This window comes from Clostridium zeae (assembly GCF_017312485.1).
GTDB lineage: Bacteria > Bacillota > Clostridia > Clostridiales > Clostridiaceae > Clostridium_AR > Clostridium_AR zeae.
The window spans coordinates 1844041-1860263 of record NZ_BMBA01000001.1 but is presented as its reverse complement, the minus strand read 5'-3'; the positions used below and the strand labels follow the sequence as shown (position 1 = coordinate 1860263).

The following is a 16223-nucleotide window of genomic DNA, read 5'->3' as shown; positions in this document are numbered from 1 at the left end:
TCACAGCAAAGTATTGCGAATGTCTCCTGAATATGATATTATATCTTTTGTAAGTGTTATTATAGGGGTATAGCTCAACTGGTAGAGTGGCGGTCTCCAAAACCGTAGGTTGTGGGTTCGATCCCTACTGCCCCTGCCAATATGATAAACGAAGCTTGCAAAGATAATCCGCGAATATTCTTTTGGATATTCGTGGATTTTTCTTGTATTTAGTTAATAACTTTCAAAAATATTATTACATTAGTTATGATGTATTGATGTATCACTTCATAATAAAATTTATATTTTCAAATTCTCCTCTCAGAACCTAAAGAGTTTAGAAAATAGATTTAAGATTGAAGTAGTACATCTATATTGAAGAAATTATTATATTTCTGCATCAAAACGTATGACTATAATCTTAAATTGTTTTATTAGATTTTATAATTTATACTTCAGTAAAATTTTATTACGACGATAATATAGTTAATAATAAAATTTACAACATATAGAAAATATAGTATAATTATGTTTGCTGTGAAAATTTGTAATTGGTATTATTTAATATATTATTACAGTAAATCTAAATAAGAAAATAATAGATCAATGAATTTTATAATCTTATAAATTTGTATTAAGTATAAATAAAATTTAAAAAGGCTCTTAAGTATTAAATTTGGGGTGGGAAAATGTACTATTATTTTAAGTATTATAAGAAAAAAGGGATTATAAGGAATATCATTAAAGGCTATATAGGAAATGAAGAATTAACATATATGATAAAAGAGTACATAGATGTTATACAAACAATGAATACTCATAATAAGATATTAGTAATGGATGTTTCTGATTTAGAACTTGTAAAATCAGAAGTGAGTGATACATATTGTGAATTTTTAAGAAATACATCTAAAGAAGAATGGACAATTAATATAATAATAATGCCTAAATCTATAATAGGAAGCTACCAGATAAAGAAGTTTATTAAGAACTCAGGCATAAATCCAATTTTAGTTAATAATAGCAGAGAAGCTATAAATGTAATAAAGAACTATAAAGGTAGCACATACCAAAATTGCATTTAATTCAATAGTCTATTAATACTGTTTATGGTTAACATAATAGTGTAAGCCAAAAAGGTTTACTGCTAATGTATCGTTTAAGCTGAAGCAAATTTTAAGTATATTGCTGTAAGCAAAAGATTTGAAGTTTAATTTAGCATATTTCGGTACAGAAGAAACCATATCAAAACCAAAGGAGGAATGTTATATGTCAAGATCAAGAACGTTAGTTCCAGAAGCGAAACAAGGATTATCTAAGTTTAAATTTGAAGTAGCAAGAGAACTAGGAGTTCCATTAGGTGATTATAATGGAGATCTAACATCAAAACAATGTGGTTCCGTAGGTGGAGAAATGGTAAAAAGAATGGTAGAGGAATTCGAAGGACACATGACAACTAATCACTAGTCATAGTGTGATGCATTTGGTAGGTTAAATCTTAGTTATGTAATCTGACCATTAAGGGAGGAGTTACTATGAGTAATGATGTACCACCAGATAGTAGATTCTAATACCTGGGCACAAGAAATTGTGCCCTTTTATTCTTTAGAAAATTAGCAGATTTTTTATTAGTTCTTCTTAAATTAAATAACAATATGCTACTCTTAATTTTGCATGTTTTTCAATAGAGATTTGATAATAGAATTTCTTTGCGATGAAGAGAAGCTTTACAAGGAGGAATAACTGATGGATTGGAAAAAAGGTATAGTTACTTTTGATGATGGTTCAAGTTATGATGGAGAATTTTTAATAAACGAAGAAGGACAGATTTACAACATAAAAGTATTTAAGGATGGCAAAGCAATAAAAGAAGTTAATGCAGAGGAATTTGCTACTAGTTTAGGTAAAAGTGTAGAGGATGTTTACCCATATAAAGCGACTTTTGGGCAAAATATTTATAAATAGCAAAGTTATAAGTAAAAAGAGGCTTAGCCTCTTTTTTTTGATTTATTTTTATGCTAAAATGAGAACAAAAGTTCGTTTTGAAAATTATAAATGGAGGATACTATGGATAAGGTAAAAATATTGCACTGTAGCGACTTGCATTTTGATACTCCCTTTACAGACTTATCTAGTGATATAGCAGAGCAAAGAAAGGAAGAGCTTCAGGATACATTTAGTTCCATAATTGAATTAGCAAGTAATGAGAATGTAGATGCGATTTTATTAGCAGGTGATATTTTTGATAATTTACGTGTGAGAAAGAGCACCTTGGATTTATTGAGAAAAAAGCTTGAAGGTATTCCCAAGATAGAAGTGTTTATAGCACCTGGAAATCATGATCCTAATAATGATAGATCTTTTTATAGCATGATAAACTGGCCTAATAATGTTCATATATTTGGCGCTGGTTTTACAAGGCATAAGCTAGAAGGAAAAAATGTTGTTGTGTACGGAGCTGGTTTTACAGGTAATTATGTGAAAAGGTCTATGCTGAGAGAGTTTAAAGTTAATAACGAGGATGACGGCTTAATAAAGTTAATGGTGCTTCACGGAGAAGTGGAGAACGGAAATAATTTAAATGAATATAATCCAATAACTAGTGAAGATATAGAGAACTCATCTATGAGCTATATAGCTTTAGGTCATAGACACCAATTTTCTCAAATTAAAAGAGCAGGTAATACCTTATATGCTTATTGTGGCTGCCCAGAAGGAAGAGGTTTTGATGAGTTAGGTGAAAAAGGAATTATATTAGGGGAAGTTGGACAGAATTTCAATAGTCTTAAGTTTATTCCGATGAATAAAAGAACATATTTGGTGGTGCATGTTAATATAAATGATGCAATGAATTATGAGGATATTAAAGAAAAGATATTAGAGGTAGTGAATGAAGAAAGTAGAGCTAAGGATTTATATAAAATCATACTAACAGGAGAAATTCATGAAGATTTTAATATAGATTTAGAAGTATTGCTCAACAAGATAGGAGAACATTTCTATTTTATTAAGTTGGAAGATTCAACAAAAATAAAAATAGATATATCGGAGGTTATTGAAGAGCACTCTGTAAAAGGTATATTTGCAAAGAAGATAATGGAAAAGATAGATGAATGTACTGAGGATGAGAAATCTATATATGAATTAGCATTAAAGATTGGTATACAAAGTCTTTCTGAAGGAGAGATTAGACTAAATGATAATTAAGAAGATAGATATTAAGAATTTTGGTAAAGTAAGAAATAAGGAGATTAACTTTACCGAGGGCTTTAACATAGTGTATGGACATAACGAGTCAGGGAAAAGTACTATCCAAACCTTCATAAAAGCATGCTTTTACGGAATGAATAGTAAGAGAGTAAAAGATGTTAGAGAAAATGAAAGACTTAGATACCTTAATTTAAATGATAATAAAGCAGAAGGTGAAATTTATTTTGAATATAATTCTGATAATTATATAATAAGCAGAACTTTTGGAAGTACAAAAAAAGAAGATACAATACAAACTATTGATTGTATAACTGGTGAGGAAATTCCGTACCTTAACATAGATAATGTGGGGAAAAATATATTTGATGTCAATTCTGCAGCATTCGAGAATACTCTTTTTATTAAACAACTAAGTGGTGAAGTGAAAAATTCAAAAGAAGATGATATTTTACATAAAATATCTAATTCATTTCAAACAGGAAACGAAAATATATCTTATCAAAAAGCTAAAGATACACTAGAACAGTATAAAAAGTCCCTGGTAACCCAAAGAAAAGGTGGGAAGCTTGATTTGCTTAAAGTAAGGTTAGATAGCTTATTGGATGAGAGAAATAATGCTATAAGATTAGCTGAAGCAAACTTGAACAATGAAAAAAACTATTTAGAAGTTAAAGCCAAGAGAGATGAGCTTGAAATCACTATTAAAAAGCTTGAAATTTATAAAAAACATTTAAAAAGGTTAAAACTAAAAGAAGAGTATGGTGAAATAACGGATTATCTAAGGAAAAGTCAAGAATTAAAAAAGAGAAAAGAAGAATATGAATACAATTTGAGTTCTAGCAATGGTGTAATTGATTATTATTTTTTAGATGGTCTACAAGAAGACGTAACAGGAGTATTTAATCTTCTAGACATAAATAATCAAAGGCAAGAAGAAGAAAAACAGTTTCTTGAAGAACTTGAAGAAAAGAATAACTACTTAAGCGTATATGAGAACTTTGGAGAATTTGATTTAAATATTGATGAAAAGCTTATTAAAGTTTCAATAGAACAGAAGCTTATTGAAGAGAAGATATCTATGATATTGGATACAAATGAAGAGATAGCTAAAATAGAGAATGAAATAGAAGAAAAGATAAATAATCTAAGAGCTTATAAAACTATAAGCGAGCACAGAGAAGAAGTAGATAGGCTACTGTTAAATTATGAAGAAGATTTGAAGAAAATTAAGTTTTTAATTGATAGAAAATCAAAAATGAAAGTGGAAGAAAGCCAAATTGAAAGGTTAAGAGTTAAAAATAAAACCATGAACACTGTTTCATTAGTGTTGAGCATATGTGCTGTATTTTCAGTTTTGGCTGCGGTAATAAGTTTTTTACCCATAAACCTTGGTTTGATAATAGCCTTTATATTATTCATAATTAGTGGAATGATGTTTATTTCATCTAGCAAAAATAAATATTATATTAAGCAAGGCTTAATTAATTTAGAAGAACAAAATGTCATAAGTACTTTAACAGAATCGCTTAAACAATATGAGGAGCAATTAAACAGATATTTTGATGTTACAGGAAGCACTGATCATATAAGCTTTAAAAAATATTTGAATACCTTTGATATTTTTAATAATCAAATAGAAATTCTTAATGCAAGGATTAGCGAAAAGCAAAATAGCATTAAAAATATGAATCTCTATGAATTAGAAGATAGTGCAATAAAAAATGAGAAGGTTATTAATTCTGTTCTATCAATTACAAAGAGTAGAGATATTGAAGAGTTTGTGAAGAATATAAAGCAATATAGGATTATTACTCAGGAAAAGGAAGAAATAGATAATAGGATATTATCAATAAGGAAAAACCTTGATTATCTTCAAAACGATATAAAGATAAAGAAGGATACCATTTATAGTAGATTAAAAACACTTGGATTAGAACATTTAGAGCTTGAAGATATTCCTGAAGAAATAAAGAATATGAGATATAAGCTTCAGCAGCGTGAAGAGATTATGGTAAGGCTGAATTCAATTGAGGAAACCTATAAGCTACTTTTAAAAGATAGAGATATACAAGCTATAGAAGATGAAGTGAAACAAATAATTAATGAGACTAATGAATTTTCATATGAAAATGAGGATGAGATAGAAAATGATATTCGCTCAAAGCAACAAGAACTTCTCAATATAGAAAAAGAGATGAAAGACATAGAATATAGCATAAAAAACATATTTTTGACAACGAGAAGACTTGATATAATTGAAGAAGACATAGAATCAATTAAAGAACAGATAAAAGACGGTGAGAAGACTGTAAGAGCAATTGAGGTCGCTCAAGCTATCATGGATGAATCTTTCAAGGAGATACAAAAAAGCTTTGGACCAGTGTTAAATGAGAAAGTTACGGCTATTTTAAGTAAAATCACTAAGGGAAAGTATTCAGATGTGAAAATAAATGAAACTTTTGAGATCACCGTAAAACAAAGTAACGATGGAAGATATTTAAAGGCTGAATATTTAAGTAATGGCGCTTGGGACCAAGCTTATATTTCTTTGAGACTTGCTTTAATTGATATGATATTTGAAGATAAAAATGTACCTATAATCTTAGATGATGCATTTGTACAATATGATGATGAAAGACTTGAAAATATACTTAATTATTTATATGAAATATCAGATGTGAGACAAATAATATTATTTACTTGTCAGAAAAGAGAATTAGATATAGCTGACACAAAGGATGGAATAAATATAATTAGTCTTTAGTTTAAAAAAGTTTTTTTATTGTAAAAGAAAATATAAAATTTTTATGGCCTTTAAACCTATATATTTTAACTGCTTTAGAAGTTTTTTAGTCTATACAATAAAAAACAAGAATTATTCGCCTGCCAGATTTTCCTCATTTATATTCGGAAAGGCAGATGCGCAAAAAAACTCATTGAAGAAAAGCGCTTCAGTGAGTTTTTTGATGTATTTTACAACCTAATATTGACAATACTTTTTATAGATTGTATACTTTTAAAGGTAATGCAAATCATTTGCAAAAAGGAGTGTCAATATGAATATTAGAAGGTTGGGTTTAAAGATAGCAACTATACTTTCATCTCTATTACTGGTTACTAGTTTTGTAGGATGCACTAAAAGCACAGGAAAAACCGATAGTGATAAACTAAAAGTTACCGTTTCAATAAATCCTTTAAAAGAATTTGCAGAGGCAATAGGTAAAGACAAGATAGATGTAAATGTAATGGTTCCAGAAGGGATGGAGCCCCATGATTTTGAACCTAAGAGTAAAGATCTTGTAGAGCTAAACAAATCAAGTGTATTTGTATATAATGGCTTTGGCATGGAAGAATGGTTAGATAAGGTTGAAGAGACCATAGAGGATAAAAATAAAATTCAGCTAATTGATAGTTCAAAGGGTATAGAACAAATAAAAACTGATGGAAAAGTTGATCCCCATATATGGCTAAGTTTGAAAAACGCTGAAACTCAGTCTTATAACATAAAAGAAGCTTTAGTTAAGGCTGATGGTAAGAATAAAGATTTTTATGAAAAGAACTACAAGGAATTCACTGATAAACTTGAAAAACTTTATCAGGAGAATAAAACAAAATTCAGTGAGTTGAAGACAAAAGATTTTGTTACTGGTCACGAGGCATTTGGATATTTATGCAGAGATTTTGGCCTTACACAAATGAGTGTAGAAGATGTATTTGCGGAAGGAGAAATAACTCCACAAAAACTAAAGGAGCTTGTAGAGTTCTGTAGATCTAATAGCATAAAGACCGTCTTTTCAGAGCAGCTAGCAAGTCCTAAGGTGTCACAGACATTGGCAAATGAGGTAGGAGCTAAAATTCAAACAATCTACACTATAGAAAGCAAAGAAGACAATAAAGATTACTATGAAAGTATGAAAGATAACTTAGATAAGATATACAATAGCTTAAAATAATAAGATACAGTTAAAGCACGATATTGAAATTAATTGGTTATTCATCCGATGCTTTAATGAGCTTACGCAAAGAATTAATATGATTTTGTCATATTCCATGGCTAAAACTGTAAACTCACTACGTTCGAACAGTACAGTTTTACTTTTTAATAATCAATACTTTTTATAAATCTTTCATATCTTAAATTTAAGAAAATAAAAAGGCTATCTGATTAAAAAGTAAAAAGTAAAAATATATCGCCTGCCAGAATTTCTTCACATACGTTCAGAAAAGGCAGATGCGTGAAAAAATCGCTAATAAAGAACGATTAGCGATTTTTTAGAGCCATTTCATCTGAAAAAATCATTTAATTCTAATTGCTCGCTCATATAACATCTACTGCATAATCACTTAATTTCAATATTATTCTTAAAAATAAATAATAATATAACATAGATGTATTATTTTAATAATTAAATTTGTAATTTGCCGTATCTATTAAAAAATAGTTAGTAGGTGAAAGTAGTTTAATTATGAAATGATACATCTTTATATTTTTATTGTAAAAGAGGATATAAAATCTTTATGGTCGGTAAATATAGATTGTTAACTTATAATCTTAAAGATTGTTTTTATTACAAAATATGTTAAAATCATATATAGTGCAAACATAACTTAGGAGGTGCTGGATGGATAAGAGTTTTTATGAAAATAGAAAAAGTGAAGGTGAAAAAATATATAAAGAGATTGCTAATAAATGCAATGTGGTAAGCTTTTTGAGGCTTGTTACTTTTATGATTTTTATAGCTGCATGTTTTTTTATATATTATACCGGAAAAAGCTATTTAACATATGGTATGTTGATTATATCAATAGGTCTTTTTATATACTTTGTATATTTGCATTCAAAGAAATTAGAGGAAAAGGTTAGAAGAGAAAAGTATATTGAGATAAATGAAGAAGCTATACAAAGAATAGATGGAGGATGGAAGAGTTTTCAGGATACTGGATCGGAATTTATGAATATAAAACATCCTTTTGTAAATGATTTAGATATATTTGGTGATCATTCGTTATTTCAATGGATAAACACAACAAAAACTTCTTATGGAAGAAAGAAACTGGCTTCATTATTATCATTAAATGAACTTCCGAATAGAGAAGAGATTTATGAGAGACAGCAAGCAGTTAAGGAACTAGGACGAAATATAGATTTTAGACAAAAGCTTCTGATTGAAGGTAGTCTTAAAGATTCAGCATTAGGAGATACTGAAAATTTTATACAATGGTGTAAAGGAAAAAATGACAACATTTTAGGCAGTTTTATGAAGATTGCAATGATATTACTTCCAGTAGTTTTTTTATCAGTAACATTTTTGTACTTCTTCACAGACTATATAATATCAATATTTCCTGTATCTATAGGTATACTTAACTTTTTAGTGTTAAAGCTTGGCACAAAAGAAAGAAATGAAGCTTTAGATATAGTTTATGAGCTCAAGAGCAGTATATATACTTATTTTAATATGATTAAGATAGTGGAGGATGAAAGCTTTGATTCAAATAAGCTAATAAAAATAAAATCAATGCTTATTAATGATAAGTTTAACTTTACTGAGGAAATGAAAGAATTAAATTCTATTGCCAACAAGATTGCAGACAGAAAAAACATGATATATATAATAATAAATGTGGCCTTACTTTGGGATTATCATTTGCTAACAAGGCTAGAATATTGGAGAAGAAAAAATAGTGAGAGATTAGAGCAGTGGCTTGAAGCATTAGGAGAAATTGAAGCTCTATGCTCTATAGCAAATATAAGCGGAGATAACCCGAATTGGACTTATGGAGAGATAACAGAGGATTTATCACTGGAAGGAGAAAATATCAGTCATCCATTATTAGGAGAAAGAGCTGTAGCTAACAGTTTTTCCCTTAATAATAACAATAGAATTATGCTTGTTACTGGATCAAATATGTCTGGAAAGAGTACTTTTCTCAGAACAATAGGTATTAATACTATTTTTACATATGTAGGAGCTCCAGTTAATGGAACTGCATATAAGTGTCCAATACTTAATATATATACCTGCATGAGAATAGGAGATAATCTTGAAGAGAATATATCTTCATTTTATGCAGAAATACTGAGAATAAAAACTCTAATAAATGCTACTGATAATGGCGAAAGAGTATTGTTTATGTTAGATGAAATTTTTAGAGGAACAAACTCAAAGGATAGACATACAGGGGCTGAAATTTTAATTAATCAGCTTAGTGAAAAAACTGCTATAGGACTTGTATCTACACATGATTTAGAGTTATGTGATCTTGAAGAAAACAATAAGAAAGTTATAAATTATAATTTTAGAGAACACTATGAAAATAATGAAATTAAGTTTGATTATAAGTTAAGAAAAGGGAAGTCTACTACAAGAAATGCTATTTATCTTATGAAGATGGCTGGAATCAATATCTAGATGTTGACAGTAGCATTAGGGTAGAGTAAAATTATACCGATAAAACTCCAAAATGTTATATTTATTTCCTTTGAATAAAACATACACTTTGGAGTTTTATTATTTAGATAGAATACTTTATACTTAATTTACTTTTTGAACTAGTGATGGTTCTAGAGAGAGTTTGAAAATATAAATTTGAATATGAAGTGGTATATCAATAAAATAGTGAGTATGGTGGAGTATGAAGAGAAAAGTAAATTGGGTAGTTATTTTAGTCTTATTATTATTTGCGTTGGCCTCCACAACTTATGGGTGGAAAAGCTCGCCGAAGGTTACTGTTAATGGAGATGAAAGTGTGGCTAAGACCCTGAAGGATAATGTAAATGTATTCTGTAAAGATATTGGTCCAAGAGATTATAATAATTATGATAATCTAGAAAAGAGTAAGCAGTACATAATAAGTAAATTTAAATCAATGGGATACAATATAGGGATACAAGATTATCAAATAGGGGACAAAACATTTTCTAATATTGTTGCTACAAAAGATTGTTTAAATAAGAATAAGAATAGTAAAACAGTTATAATAGGTGCTCACTATGATTCAACCTTGGGTTCCGCAGATGGTGGAGCATCAGGAATATCAGCTCTGATTACATTAGCTGATTTATATAAGAATACTAATGCATATCACAATGTAAGATTTGTAGCTTTTGTAAATGGAGAAAAAGTATTTGCAAAGACTGATCAAATGGGTAGTAAGATATATGCTGACTATATAAAACAACAAAATGAAAATATTGAAGGTGTAATAGTCCTAGATTCAATAGGTTATTACTCAGATAAACCTTTATCACAAAGATATCCTTTTATGGGCCCTTCAATGCCTAATAAGGCTAATTTCTTAGCAATAGTAGGCAACTCTGATTCAAAAGCTTTAGCTGACAATGTTACTAGTTATTTTAATGACAGTTCATGGCTTCCGGTTAAAAATATAAACAAGGATTTTTTAATTGGTTATGGAGTAAAAGATAGTTACTCATTTTCAAAGAACGGATTTAAAACAATTCTTTTGACAGATACTTCAATATATAGATTTGAAGACATAAATAGAGCAGATGATAAAGTGGAAGATATAGATTTTAGCTATATGAGTGAGATAGTAAAAAATCTAAAGGAGTATTTAATAAGTTACTAAAATAGTATATAATTATTATATTACATTAAATTATATTGAATAAAATTTTGAGTTCAATATAATTTTTTTCTTTTATATGTACGGAGGTAAACAAATGAATTTTGAGGGAAATCAGAATAGATACATAAATTCTAAGCATCTCGGTGTACAAGTAGTAAAAGGTTATTTACATACAGGAAAAACTTCAGCAGCATTGCATAGGACTGTAAATCTGAAAAACAATTATTGTTTATATAGAAGTGATAAAATCGCCTTTATTACAACCAATAATAACAATAAAATGCTTGTTCAGTCTTTTTACGAAGCAACAGTGAAAAAGAATAAACCTAGCAGTATTACCTTATTTTCACTTATAGAAAAAGAGGTTGAGTTTTTTTCTTTAGATGAATTAATTGATCTGTACTTTGAATTATATATTGAAAGTAGTGGAACTAGTTTCAAAGATATAACAGAATCAGATAAGCTTTTAATATTAAGAGAGGTTTTAGAAGTTAACGAAAATAGTATAAATAAAATTAGAACAATAAAAAACAGTTCTATATATTTTATACTTGATGAAATACAATGGATAAAGGCAAGTATGCTATCAAAGGACGAGTATGCTGAGGTTAACAGAAAGGGCAGAGTGAAAGCTGTAAGAAAAAATTCTTCAGCAAGAGAATTGCTTTATAGTTTGAATCTACAGTATCAAAGTAGAATGAAAGAGCTATATTTTATTGATAAATATGATAAAGCTAAGTATGCAAAGCTAATGGTTGAAAAAGATAATGATAAATACATACATATACTTCTAGATAATTGTGAGAACTTAACTAGAGGAGAGCTTAATTTTATTAAAGCGCTATATGATAAAAAAGATTATTCTTCTTTTACATATCTTATAAATACAATTGAAAGTTCAGAAAGATATGCATGGCTTAAAAATGGAATAAAGTTAAACTACATGAATGACTTTGATGCATTTAAAAATTATAGATTTGCTAGCAGCTCAGTGAAAAAGTTAGATAATTATGCATTAGAAAGATTTACGTATGTTAACCTTAAACATAAGAGTGAACATACATTTATGATAGACGGAGCATCTACTAGTAATGAAATAATAATTGATTATAATGATAAGCAAGAAGTTATTAAGGAAGATGATCTTGTTGAAGTACCTATGTATAGTGACATTGCTGCCGGTGAACCTATACCGATGAATGGTGAACAGGAAAGCAACTTTTATATTCCATACAATTGGATTAGAGGAAAGAAAGATAACTTCATACTTCATGTAAAAGGTGATAGTATGAAGAATGCTAATATTAATGATGGGGATTTTGTTGTTATTAGAAGACAACAATCTGCAAATCATAATGATATAGTAGCTGCAGAGATAGAGGGTAGTGCTACACTAAAGAGGCTAAATTTGAAAAATGAAATTCCATACCTTATGCCTGAAAATCCAAAATACCAGCCGATTTCTCTTGAAAATAAAGATGCATCTATTTTAGGCATTGCAATCGGAGTAATAAAGCAAGCATAAATCAGACCTATGGTCTGATTTTTTCTTTTACTTGTATTTGTGGATATGAATAATCAAGGTGTATATTTTTTTTATCAAAGAAATAAATAAAAGTGAAATAAATAACTATTTATGGCATAATTATAATAAGAGATATGATGAGGGGATGAGGCAATGGGGTATGTTATACTAGATTTGGAATTTAATAATCTAAAAAATATAACTAAATATTATCCTAATTTTTATAGTCTTTATGAAGAATTTAAGGAGCCTAAGTTAGAAAATGAGATAATTGAGGTTGGAGCAGTAAAGCTTGATAAAATGATGAATTGTGTAAGTCAATTTAAAACATACGTAAAGCCTAGTGCTTTAAAGGTACTAAACCCTAAGATCACTGAAATTACAGGAATAACTAATGATAATTTAAGTTTGGGAATAACTTTTAGTGAGGCTATGGACAAACTTAAGGAATTCGTAGAGGATGATTCTATAATATGTTCTTGGGCTAAGGATGATATAGCTGAAATATTTAGAAATGCATTTTACTACAATTATAATGATGTAAGTTGGTTAAAAGAATACCTAGATATACAAGAGTATGTAACTAAAATTCTTGGACATAAAAAAGCATTAAGTTTAAAGAACGCTTTAGAGGAATTAAAAATAAAAGTGGATGAAAGTAAACTACATGATGCATTAAATGATGCGGTGTATACATCTGAAGTATTTAAAAGACTTTTTAATAATAGGATAGTAAAAGGTTATATAGTAAAAGATGTTTATAACATGCCTGCAATCATGATAAAGGATCTTCAAAACTATAAAATAGATATTTCTAAATTAGATTATAAATGTCCAAAGTGTAAAACTAATATAAATGTGGAAAAACCTTTGAAACTTTTTAATTGGAGATTTATGGGGATTGGTAAATGCCCAAAATGTAATACAAAAGTTTTGCAAGAGGTTATTGTTAAAAAGACTATAAGTGGGGATGAAATTTATAATAATGTGAACAGTGTATTGAATGATATTGAGTATACTGATTATTATTATAAATTTGATAAGGCAAACTAAATTTTAGGTTTGCCTTTTTTATTGTTTAGGAAATTATAATTCAATGAGATCTGTGAATAATTATTCGTAACAGACTTAAAACATGATATAAATTAAAGCTTTTATTAATGCCATTAGTTATATTTAAATGCAAAACTACATGTTATAGTTTGATTATCAGCTATCACATAAAAACCTATTTTACTTATATTAGGGTTTAATAGGTATCCTTTATAATCCTCAATTAATGCTTGAGTTAGCATAGTACTATTAATAGAATATTGATTAGTTAATCTTTGCTTGTAAATGCAATAATTTATATCAGGGTTAGAGTGAGATTGATATAAATCATTTTCATAAGGTTTGAAGTTATTAAGGTAAACTTGAGCTGAATTACTGAGCTCGCTATCTATAGAAAACTTTGGTAAGGAATAAGATGATCTAATGGTATTTATATTATCTAAACATTTAGTTTTGTAAAGTTCTATGTAGTTACTTTCAGTAGAATAATATGGTTTTGTATCAGCCATACAAGAATGAGAAAATATATTTAAAGATATAATAAGTGAAAAATAGAAACATAAAAATTTTTTCATAAAACCACTCCCATACTTATTGTTCCATTTAAGGAATAAAATATACTGAGGTTAGTTTTATTAATATATATTGCTTTGACAAGACTTAGTTTGACACCAAATTGATATAAATTAGTAGTAATATTTATGTTGTTGATAAAGTTTAAATTAATATAAATGTAATAACATTTGCACAATAGATATGTTAAAATGATTAAGAGAGATTAATAAAAATTTTGTTTGGGAAGGGTAACATATGAATATTGCATTTTTTCTAACACCTAAAAATGAAGTTATTTACGAGAACACCGATGCAACCATGAGACAGGTAATGGAAAGAATGGAGCATCATGGATATACAGCGATTCCTCTTATTGATAGAAATGGAAAGTATGTTGGAACGCTGACAGAAGGGGATCTTCTGTGGAAACTAAAGAATACTCCAGATTTAAATTTTAAAAATACTAATGGAGTGAAAGTTAAGGAAATATATAGAAGAGTTAATCATAAGAGTGTATCAATAAATTCAGATATAGAAAGTATAATTTCCTTATCTATCTCACAAAACTTTGTTCCTGTGGTAGATGACAATGGTACTTTTATAGGAATAATAAAAAGAAGTGACATAATAAACTATTGTTATAATACATTAAAAAGCACAATTGCGTAAAAAAGTTTAATTTTATAATAAGTTTAAAAGCTATCGGCAAAGATAGCTTTTTTTATTTTAGCCTTTATTTTTTATGAATCTATAATTCACTTAGATCTTTAGATAATTAAAATGTATAACCATTTTTGCTAATTTGTGATAATTATTATCATTTAACGTAATTTATGTTATAATTATAAAAATAATAAATTATTAGGTACTTATAAAGATATTAATTATTTTAAAGATATAAAAAATATGAAGAAAACTAATTAAGATGTACATGAGGTGAAGAGATGCTGATGATAATATCTCCAGCGAAAACACTGGATTTTAGTAATAAAAATCAAGAATTAGGATTAAATAGACCAAGGTTTTTAAAATATGCAAAAATTCTAATAGAAGAGTTAAAAAAGAATTCTCCAGATGATATTAGCAGGTTGATGAAAATTAATTTATCACTGGCAGAAATAAATCATACTAGATATCTGCAATGGACGAAAGAAATAAGTGATATAGACAAACATGCAGTTCTAGCTTTTAAAGGAGAGGTATATAGGGGATTGAGTGCAGGAGATATGTCATTGGATCAACTAGAATTTGCTGATAAGCACTTAAGGATACTATCAGGGTTATATGGAATCCTTAAGCCTTTGGATGGAATAAAACCTTACAGACTAGAAATGGGCATAAAGTTAAAACATGATGATCATAAAAATCTTTATAGCTTTTGGGGAGATAAAATAGCAGAGGATATTAATGGCGAACTAGATAAGCATGGTGAAAGGTTTTTGATAAACTTAGCCTCAGAAGAGTACTATAAAGCAGTTAAAGAATACATTAAGCATCCCGTAATTAATATAACATTTAAAGATCGAAAAAGGGGTGTGTATAAGATAATACCTATATATGCTAAGAGGGCAAGAGGGCTTATGGCTAGATATGTGATAGAAAATAAAATTGATACTGTGGATGAGTTAAAAGAGTTTGAGATGGAGGACTACATATACTCAGAATACATGTCCTCAGAAAAAAACTTGGTATTTTTAAGGGGATAGTGTATATAAGAGATACAAGCAATTAGAACTAATTATAATATACTCTAAATAAAGGGTTTTTAGGAGCATGAAAATAGATTTTTGAGTTGAAGGGTTTCAGCTATAAAGAGTTTCTGTATAGAAACTCTTTATAAGTTTTATAATAAATTGATACATTTATTTATCCATAAGCTTATTTATAGCTACTGTTAGAGCTGTAATATAATAATAAATTTTTAATACAAGTTTTTAATTAATAAAAAATATTAACAGTGTATTGACAAAAGCAAAATGAAGGAATATTATATAATCAAGACACCCCCCATAGGGGGTGGGTGGAGGTGCGATATGAATGAGGAAAAGAAAAAAGCTCTTCAAGCTTTAAAAACCTGCAAAGGACAAATTGAAGGTATTATAAAAATGATTGAAGAAGACAGATATTGTATAGATATATCTAACCAAATGATAGCAGCTCAAGGGCTTCTTAAAAGAGCTAATAAGTTAGTTTTAAAGCAACACATGACGCTCTGTGTTAAAGCTGCAATAAAAAGAGAATACGATGCAGAAGAAAAAATAGATGAGGTATTGGGTATCTTAGATAAATTAATGGATAAATAAGGAGG

Annotated in this window: 14 protein-coding genes and 1 tRNA gene; 14 read left to right on the top strand and 1 reads right to left on the bottom strand. The window is 28.3% G+C overall.

The features are described from left to right. Positions 1 to 63: 63 nt before the first annotated feature. From J3477_RS08500 to J3477_RS08450, 11 genes are all read left to right on the top strand, one after another. A tRNA-Trp gene (locus J3477_RS08500) sits at positions 64 to 139 on the top strand. Positions 140 to 668: 529 nt separating this feature from the next. Next, the gene (locus J3477_RS08495; RefSeq protein ID WP_206869331.1) at positions 669 to 1064 is read left to right on the top strand and encodes a hypothetical protein; all 396 of its coding nucleotides are present in this window, start codon (positions 669 to 671) and stop codon (positions 1062 to 1064) included. 184 nt (positions 1065 to 1248) lie between these two features. Further along, positions 1249 to 1446 (top strand): alpha/beta-type small acid-soluble spore protein, encoded by a 198-nt coding sequence (locus J3477_RS08490; RefSeq protein WP_183278684.1) that lies wholly within the window; start codon positions 1249 to 1251, stop codon positions 1444 to 1446. A gap of 279 nt (positions 1447 to 1725) precedes the next feature. Beyond that, on the top strand, positions 1726 to 1944 hold the full coding sequence (locus J3477_RS08485) for a hypothetical protein (RefSeq protein ID WP_206869330.1): 219 nt from the start codon (positions 1726 to 1728) through the stop codon (positions 1942 to 1944). A 102-nt stretch (positions 1945 to 2046) separates the two neighbouring features. Beyond that, positions 2047 to 3186: a metallophosphoesterase family protein gene (locus tag J3477_RS08480; RefSeq protein WP_206869328.1), complete on the top strand. Its 1140-nt coding sequence runs from the start codon at positions 2047 to 2049 to the stop codon at positions 3184 to 3186. Then, positions 3176 to 5953 carry an ATP-binding protein gene (locus J3477_RS08475; protein WP_206869326.1) on the top strand — a complete coding sequence of 926 codons (2778 nt, stop codon included), beginning with the start codon at positions 3176 to 3178 and terminating at the stop codon, positions 5951 to 5953. Before J3477_RS08480 ends, J3477_RS08475 begins: the two co-directional genes overlap by 11 nt. Before the next feature lie 307 nt (positions 5954 to 6260). Continuing rightward, positions 6261 to 7142, top strand: coding sequence for a metal ABC transporter solute-binding protein, Zn/Mn family (locus tag J3477_RS08470; protein ID WP_371876592.1), 882 nt, complete (start codon positions 6261 to 6263; stop codon positions 7140 to 7142). Positions 7143 to 7811: 669 nt separating this feature from the next. Next, complete coding sequence (locus J3477_RS08465; protein WP_206869322.1) at positions 7812 to 9602, top strand: MutS-related protein; 1791 nt, start codon at positions 7812 to 7814, stop codon at positions 9600 to 9602. Positions 9603 to 9825: 223 nt separating this feature from the next. Further along, on the top strand, positions 9826 to 10782 hold the full coding sequence (locus tag J3477_RS08460; RefSeq protein WP_206869320.1) for a M28 family peptidase: 957 nt from the start codon (positions 9826 to 9828) through the stop codon (positions 10780 to 10782). Between the two features lie 94 nt (positions 10783 to 10876). Then, entirely contained in the window at positions 10877 to 12307 is a 1431-nt protein-coding gene (gene lexA, locus J3477_RS08455) for a transcriptional repressor LexA (RefSeq protein WP_206869318.1), read from the top strand. A gap of 153 nt (positions 12308 to 12460) precedes the next feature. Next, complete coding sequence (locus J3477_RS08450; RefSeq protein ID WP_206869315.1) at positions 12461 to 13360, top strand: 3'-5' exonuclease; 900 nt, start codon at positions 12461 to 12463, stop codon at positions 13358 to 13360. 113 nt (positions 13361 to 13473) lie between these two features. Here the strand turns inward: J3477_RS08450 and J3477_RS08445 are convergent, their stop codons facing one another. Further along, positions 13474 to 13935, bottom strand: a complete 462-nt coding sequence (locus J3477_RS08445; RefSeq protein ID WP_206869313.1) for a CAP domain-containing protein — start codon at positions 13933 to 13935, stop codon at positions 13474 to 13476. A 235-nt stretch (positions 13936 to 14170) separates the two neighbouring features. Between J3477_RS08445 and J3477_RS08440 the strand changes: the two genes are divergently transcribed. The 3 genes from J3477_RS08440 to J3477_RS08430 all read left to right on the top strand — a co-directional run bounded on the left by J3477_RS08440 (position 14171) and on the right by J3477_RS08430 (position 16218). Then, positions 14171 to 14584, top strand: a complete 414-nt coding sequence (locus tag J3477_RS08440) for a CBS domain-containing protein (protein WP_183278674.1) — start codon at positions 14171 to 14173, stop codon at positions 14582 to 14584. 275 nt (positions 14585 to 14859) lie between these two features. Next, entirely contained in the window at positions 14860 to 15621 is a 762-nt protein-coding gene (gene yaaA, locus J3477_RS08435; RefSeq protein WP_206869311.1) for a peroxide stress protein YaaA, read from the top strand. A gap of 327 nt (positions 15622 to 15948) precedes the next feature. After that, the gene (locus J3477_RS08430) at positions 15949 to 16218 is read left to right on the top strand and encodes a metal-sensing transcriptional repressor (protein WP_183278672.1); all 270 of its coding nucleotides are present in this window, start codon (positions 15949 to 15951) and stop codon (positions 16216 to 16218) included. Positions 16219 to 16223 lie beyond the last annotated feature (5 nt).

Coding starts and splice junctions, on each gene's coding strand:
- J3477_RS08495 (WP_206869331.1), top strand. CDS start 669: ATGTACTATTATTTTAAGTATTATAAGAAAAAAGGGATTATAAGGAAT.
- J3477_RS08490 (WP_183278684.1), top strand. CDS start 1,249: ATGTCAAGATCAAGAACGTTAGTTCCAGAAGCGAAACAAGGATTATCT.
- J3477_RS08485 (WP_206869330.1), top strand. CDS start 1,726: ATGGATTGGAAAAAAGGTATAGTTACTTTTGATGATGGTTCAAGTTAT.
- J3477_RS08480 (WP_206869328.1), top strand. CDS start 2,047: ATGGATAAGGTAAAAATATTGCACTGTAGCGACTTGCATTTTGATACT.
- J3477_RS08475 (WP_206869326.1), top strand. CDS start 3,176: ATGATAATTAAGAAGATAGATATTAAGAATTTTGGTAAAGTAAGAAAT.
- J3477_RS08465 (WP_206869322.1), top strand. CDS start 7,812: ATGGATAAGAGTTTTTATGAAAATAGAAAAAGTGAAGGTGAAAAAATA.
- J3477_RS08460 (WP_206869320.1), top strand. CDS start 9,826: ATGAAGAGAAAAGTAAATTGGGTAGTTATTTTAGTCTTATTATTATTT.
- lexA (WP_206869318.1), top strand. CDS start 10,877: ATGAATTTTGAGGGAAATCAGAATAGATACATAAATTCTAAGCATCTC.
- J3477_RS08450 (WP_206869315.1), top strand. CDS start 12,461: ATGGGGTATGTTATACTAGATTTGGAATTTAATAATCTAAAAAATATA.
- J3477_RS08445 (WP_206869313.1), bottom strand. CDS start 13,935: ATGAAAAAATTTTTATGTTTCTATTTTTCACTTATTATATCTTTAAAT.
- J3477_RS08440 (WP_183278674.1), top strand. CDS start 14,171: ATGAATATTGCATTTTTTCTAACACCTAAAAATGAAGTTATTTACGAG.
- yaaA (WP_206869311.1), top strand. CDS start 14,860: ATGCTGATGATAATATCTCCAGCGAAAACACTGGATTTTAGTAATAAA.
- J3477_RS08430 (WP_183278672.1), top strand. CDS start 15,949: ATGAATGAGGAAAAGAAAAAAGCTCTTCAAGCTTTAAAAACCTGCAAA.